The following is a 3,675-nucleotide window of genomic DNA, read 5'->3' as shown; positions in this document are numbered from 1 at the left end:
GGCCTGGCGCAGCGCCTTCTGCAGCGACTTCGCCGACGGCCGGGACTTGCCCGGCGCCAGGCCCGCCGGGAACTTCGGCGGCGCGTACGGCTTCGGCGCGGGCTTCGGCGCGAGCGCGCCCGCCCAGTCCTTCCACGCCTGCACCGTGGCGAAGTTGCACACGTTCACGTCGGTGTGCTTCTCGATGCCGTACTGGTGGATCACCCACGTGGGACCGCCGCCAGGAACGCGTCCTTCTCCGCGCACGACGCGGCGGTCACCGCAGGCCCATCTGAGGACGCACCGGATACCGTGGCGGCGAGCGACATCCTGCTAGCCGCGATCAGCCCCGACCGGGAGGTCCTCAGGGCTCAGCCTCATCCCCTGGTCGCGGAGGCGGTGAACAGCGGTATAGCGAGGAACGTCCGCCCCGCCCGGGCGCGCTCTCGCTGCTCCGCGACCCACGCCTCGGCGTCCGGGCCACTCACCGCGCCGGCGGAGCGGGCCCCTTCGGCCAAGCCGACCAGCATCGGCAGCACTGCTGGGTCGGTGAGTACCGCCATCGCCGCTTCTACGCCCACGTCTTCGAATCCGCCGTCAAGCAAGAGGTTGCGGTAATGGCGGGCGGCACGCGGGGAGGGGAGAAGATCGGCACGGGCGTGGACGATGGTGCGGGTGAGCGCCGCGTCGTCGGCGTCGATGACGAAGGCGTCCCAGTCCTGCCCGGTGAGCACGATGCGGCCGCCGGGGGTGAGCACGCGCTGCGCCTCGGCCAGCGCCCGGGCCGGTTCGTCCAGCTCGTGGAAGACCTTGTCTGCCCGGTAGCCGTCCAGCGTCCCGTCCGCGAGCGGCAGCTCGTACGCGCCCGCAACCTCGAACTCCGCCTGCGGCCATCGCTCCCGCGCCGCGGCGATCATCTGGTCCTGGAAATCGACCCCGACGGCCCGGGCGCCCTGGCCTGCCATCTCCGCCACCGCGCGTCCGGCTCCGCAGCCGACATCGACTACGGAGCGTCCGGGTGCGGCGCCGAGCAACTCGTATGAACGGAGCCGCATTTCCGACGCACCTGGTAGCCGGTCGGCGGCATCCAGAAGCGCGATCAGGTGTGTTGTCTCGTCCTTGAACATGCCTGCAAGGCTGCGACTTAATGTCGGCATGAAGTCAAGCGACGCCATGAGCATCGGAGAGCTCGCCGACCGCTTCGGGCTGGCCACGCACGTCCTGCGCCACTGGGAGTCCCTGCACCTGCTCACCCCCGCCCGCGACATCAACGGCCGCCGCCGCTACGGCCCAGATGACCTCGTCCGGGTCGCGGTCATCCTGCGCGCCAAGGAAGCCGGCCTCAGCCTCGACGACATCCACGCCGTGATCGCCGCCGACAGCCCGGCCTCCCGGCGGCAGACGCTGGAGGACCACAGGGTCACGCTTGAGCGCCGCATCGCCGCCGCCCAGGCATCCCTGGACCTCATCAGCAGTGCCCTCACCTGCGACCACGACGACTTCACCACCTGCCCGCACTTCCGGCAGACGGTCGCCGACCGCATCGGCGTCGACGTGCCCCGGTACCGTCCCGTGCTGTCTTGCTGATCGGGGAAGCCGGCGCAGCCGGCTTCCCCGATCCCGAGCAGACGCGGGTGCGTACTACTTCTTGAGCAGGGCGTTCATCTGGTTGATCTCGGCGGTCTGGGCCGTGATGATCGAGGCGGCGAGTGTCTTGGCGGGGCCGTACTCGCCCTTGCTCTGCTCGGTCTTGGCCATGGTGACCGCACCCTGGTGATGTTGGACCATCATCTGCAGAAACATGGTGTCGAACATGGTGCCGGAGGCCTTGTCGAGCTTGGTCATGTCGGCTGTGCTCATCATCCCAGGCATGCCGGAGGACATGTCCATGCCCTTCATGTCCTGCGGGACGGCTGTCCCCCAGGAGGTGAGCCAGCCCGACATGGTCGTGATCTCGGGGTCCTGCTCGCCCTTGATCGTCGTGGCGAGGGACTTGACCTGGCTGGAGGAAGCGCCCGTGGCGGCCAGGTCGGCCATCGCGGTGGCCTGACGGTGGTGCGTGATCATCTGCTGGGCGAACGCCAGGTCCTGGGCGTTGTGCGCGCCGGCCGAGGCCGAGGCACTCGCTGACGGGGTCGAGCTCGACTGCATGGAAGGCATGGAAGACATGTCGTGCCCGCTGCTACTGCTACAGGCAGCCAGCACGAGGGCGGTCGCGCCGGCAGCCGCGACAAGGGCACTGCGACGGATCAGGGAACGGCGTGAAGTCATGGTCTGAACTCCTGGGAGTGGGGTGGGAGGCGTGCGCTTGCTCCGCGCCGGCCCTCTCGGGGCACGCGGCGCGGAAGGCGTTGCCTATATCCGCAGGAGTTGGAGTTCGGCCAGCGATGGCGGTGCGCGTCCACCCTCGGGGACGTCCGGTACGGACGCGAGACGCACCTGAGCCTCGTCGGCGGCACACACCGGAGAGGGGATCAAGGCGGGTAGTGCGGGCGCAGCGGCCACCGAGGCAGAGGCGCACGTCGGGTCGGCGTGGTGGGGCTGACCGTCACCGCCATGCCCACCCGAGCTGCAGCCGTCGTGCACAGACGCGACGACGACACCGTGATCGGCACCGGCCGACATCCGGTGCTCGGGCATCGGCATTCCGGCGGGTGCCAGGCCGTGCATGCCGACCAGCCCGACCAGCAGCCCGAAGACGAGCAGCGCAGACAGCCGCAGCCTGGGCTGCGGATACCGCACGAGCTGATACAGGCCGGTCACCCGCCCATCGTAGGGGAACAGCAGTCGCTTCTATTCCGCATGCCCGCCCTTGCATCAAATACCACCTAGGGGTATACAGGATGGTGAGATATACCCCCTAGGGGTATGAAGAAGCGACCTACTCCATCAGGAGGACCCCATGTCGTGCTGCAGCCCTGAGGGCCACTGCTCCACCAGCGAGACCGAGGGGACGCAGGCCGCCGGCATCACGACCGTGTACTCGGTCACCGGCATGACCTGCGGCCACTGCGAGAAGGCCGTCGGCTCGGCCCTCTCCACCCTCGACGGCGTGACCGACGTGAAGGTCGACGTCGCCACCGGCCTGGTCACCGTCACCTCCGACGGCGAACCGGATGACGCCCTGATCCGCGACGCGGTGGATGACGCCGGTTACGAGCTGGCCAGGCGCTCCGCGGCCTCGGCCGCCCACTGACATGCCCTGCCAGGGCCGCTCCTGAGCGATCCGGGCACGCTTTCCCATAGAGCACCACGCAATCTCGAGGAGCTGTGATGAGCACCGCGATACCTGGCGCGAGCGCGAGCGCGACCGAAGTCGAATTGGTGATCGGGGGCATGACCTGCGCGTCGTGCGCTGCTCGCATCGAGAAGAAGCTCAACCGCATGGACGGCGTCGAGGCCACGGTCAACTACGCGACCGAGAAGGCCAAGGTCACCTTCCATGGTGACGTCGAGGTGGCCGACCTGATCGGCACCGTCGAGCAGACCGGCTACTCCGCCGCCGTGCCTGTCGTCGAGGTGGGCGACGGCGAACCGGCTGCGGAGCCGGACGGGCTCGCGCCGCTGCGGCAGCGGCTGATCACGGCGGTCGTCCTGGCCGTCCCGGTCATCGCCATGGCCATGGTCCCGGCGCTGCAGTTCACCAACTGGCAGTGGTTGTCGCTGACCCTGGCAAGTCCGGTCGTGGTGTACGCG

The 3,675-nt window shown here is 69.1% G+C and carries 6 protein-coding genes and 1 pseudogene; 3 read left to right on the top strand and 4 right to left on the bottom strand.

Annotated elements, in window-relative coordinates:
* Window positions 1-204: pseudogene (locus EFK10_RS17000) on the bottom strand (hypothetical protein); the annotation flags it as partial.
* Window positions 205-356: 152 nt separating this feature from the next.
* Window positions 357-1,106, bottom strand: coding sequence for a methyltransferase domain-containing protein (locus tag EFK10_RS16995; protein ID WP_127356531.1), 750 nt, complete (start codon window positions 1,104-1,106; stop codon window positions 357-359).
* A 28-nt stretch (window positions 1,107-1,134) separates the two neighbouring features.
* Here EFK10_RS16995 and EFK10_RS16990 point away from each other — a divergent pair, with 28 nt between their 5' ends.
* Entirely contained in the window at window positions 1,135-1,566 is a 432-nt protein-coding gene (locus EFK10_RS16990; protein ID WP_127356530.1) for a MerR family transcriptional regulator, read from the top strand.
* A 54-nt stretch (window positions 1,567-1,620) separates the two neighbouring features.
* Here EFK10_RS16990 and EFK10_RS16985 read toward each other — a convergent pair whose 3' ends face one another.
* The gene (locus EFK10_RS16985) at window positions 1,621-2,250 is read right to left on the bottom strand and encodes a DUF305 domain-containing protein (RefSeq protein WP_127356529.1); all 630 of its coding nucleotides are present in this window, start codon (window positions 2,248-2,250) and stop codon (window positions 1,621-1,623) included.
* An 84-nt stretch (window positions 2,251-2,334) separates the two neighbouring features.
* Window positions 2,335-2,742: a DUF6153 family protein gene (locus EFK10_RS16980; RefSeq protein ID WP_240677266.1), complete on the bottom strand. Its 408-nt coding sequence runs from the start codon at window positions 2,740-2,742 to the stop codon at window positions 2,335-2,337.
* A gap of 139 nt (window positions 2,743-2,881) precedes the next feature.
* Between EFK10_RS16980 and EFK10_RS16975 the strand changes: the two genes are divergently transcribed.
* Window positions 2,882-3,175 (top strand): heavy-metal-associated domain-containing protein, encoded by a 294-nt coding sequence (locus tag EFK10_RS16975; protein WP_127356528.1) that lies wholly within the window; start codon window positions 2,882-2,884, stop codon window positions 3,173-3,175.
* A 77-nt stretch (window positions 3,176-3,252) separates the two neighbouring features.
* The coding region (locus EFK10_RS16970; protein WP_164836024.1) for a cation transporter at window positions 3,253-3,675 on the top strand (423 nt) is incomplete at its 3' end.

The sequence above is a fragment of the Streptomyces soli genome (assembly GCF_003999195.1).
Lineage (GTDB): Bacteria > Actinomycetota > Actinomycetes > Streptomycetales > Streptomycetaceae > Actinacidiphila > Actinacidiphila soli.
This window is presented reverse-complemented; position numbering and strand designations above follow the sequence as displayed.